The organism is Vibrio sp. Vb0304, from assembly GCF_033338995.1.
In the GTDB taxonomy this organism is placed as follows: domain Bacteria; phylum Pseudomonadota; class Gammaproteobacteria; order Enterobacterales; family Vibrionaceae; genus Vibrio; species Vibrio alginolyticus.
In genome coordinates this window covers 1-1,378 of sequence record NZ_JAWOTT010000132.1, presented here as the reverse complement: position 1 = coordinate 1,378, position 1,378 = coordinate 1, and the positions used below count along the sequence as shown (strand labels likewise).

At 46.7% G+C, this 1,378-nt stretch carries 1 protein-coding gene; it reads right to left on the bottom strand.

Features of this window, described 5'->3' with window-relative positions:
• Positions 1–41 precede the first annotated feature (41 nt).
• Positions 42–1,378, bottom strand: a 1,337-nt coding sequence (locus R7P35_RS24410) for an EAL domain-containing protein (RefSeq protein ID WP_318092922.1), incomplete at its 5' end; no start/stop codon positions are given.

Sequence of the window (1,378 nt, the reverse complement as noted above, 5' to 3'; positions counted from 1 at the left end):
AGCGAATTCAGTAAAGGGTCTTTCATCGTTGATAAACCTTTTTATTCCTTGTCGACGATGAATCCTTGGAATACCTCTACGAAGTGCTCGGTGAGGAAATCCAATTGGATCTGAGTTTCAATACGCGATGCAATCGTAGTAATGCCCAAGTTGTGAGCGGTACGAGAGATCGACGTGAGTGTGAACTTCTGTTTTTCGTCGTGTAAGTTGTGTGTGAACAAGTAATCCAGCTTCACGTAGTTCGGACGGAACTCTTGGATGTACTCCAGTGACTGGAAGTTACGACCATAGTTATCGACACCAAACTCAGCACCAGACTGACGAATTGCGTTACAAAGCAGCGCGGTATGGTGCGGATGATCAATGAAGCATTCTTCAGGAATCTCAAAGTGAAGTTTAGACGCCACTTTTGAGTGTTTCTCCAACATGTTGGTTGTCCAGCGAATGAACGATGGCTGAGACAAGCTGCTTTGCGCGATGTTAATCGCGACTGGATCGTTAAGCTCGCCGCTTTCTAGCATCTTAATCATCGACTCAATCACGTATTGGTCGAAGATGTTGGTCGCATCCAACTGTTCCAATGCAAATAAGTATTGGTTAGCACGGTAAGTCTCGCCATCTTTTTCGATGCTTGAGAACACTTCGTTATGGAACACTTTGCCCCAAGTATTCTTCGCAGCTTGGAAGCGGAATTTCACCCAATCGCTGTGGATTGCTTCTTCAACCAACGCTTTCCATTGCTGTTTACCCATCAAGTTAGATGGCGTATCGCTACCAATGAAGCCGTATGGTTTGTCTGGCTGTGCTTTGGCTTTCGATAGTGCGTTATCCACCATAGAAAGGACTTCAGAACGCGTTTTCTGATCTTTGCTGTGTGCCACACCAAGCGAGGCTTTTGGTTTTGCTAAGCCAGTTGGATCAGTGTTTAGGCCATTGACACAGTTGACGATGCTGTCCGCGAGAATGCGCAGTTCGCTCTCATCCATGTGCGGGAAAAGCAGACCGAATTCATCACTAGAAAGACGAGCAATGGTGGCTCCCGGAACATCAATGGTGTTTTTCAGACGTTGAGACAACTCTTTCACGTGGGCATCAGCGCGTTGGTAGTCTTTTGTCTCGTAAATGTCGCCAATATATTCTGCATGGAGTAGCGCGATACCCCCTTGCGTTTGTTCTGCCAACCATTGGTCAACTTGGTTGATGTAGAACGAGCGGTTACCTAGTTTGGAGATAGGATCTAGGTATGCTTGAGCACGTAGACGTTGTGCTTCTTTGGCCTGTTCTTTAAATGACAACTCAATCTGTGCCGACATCATGTTGATGCCATCCACGACCGCGATCAGGTCTTTGGTTTTAGGGCGAGTGAGTGGCTCACCAA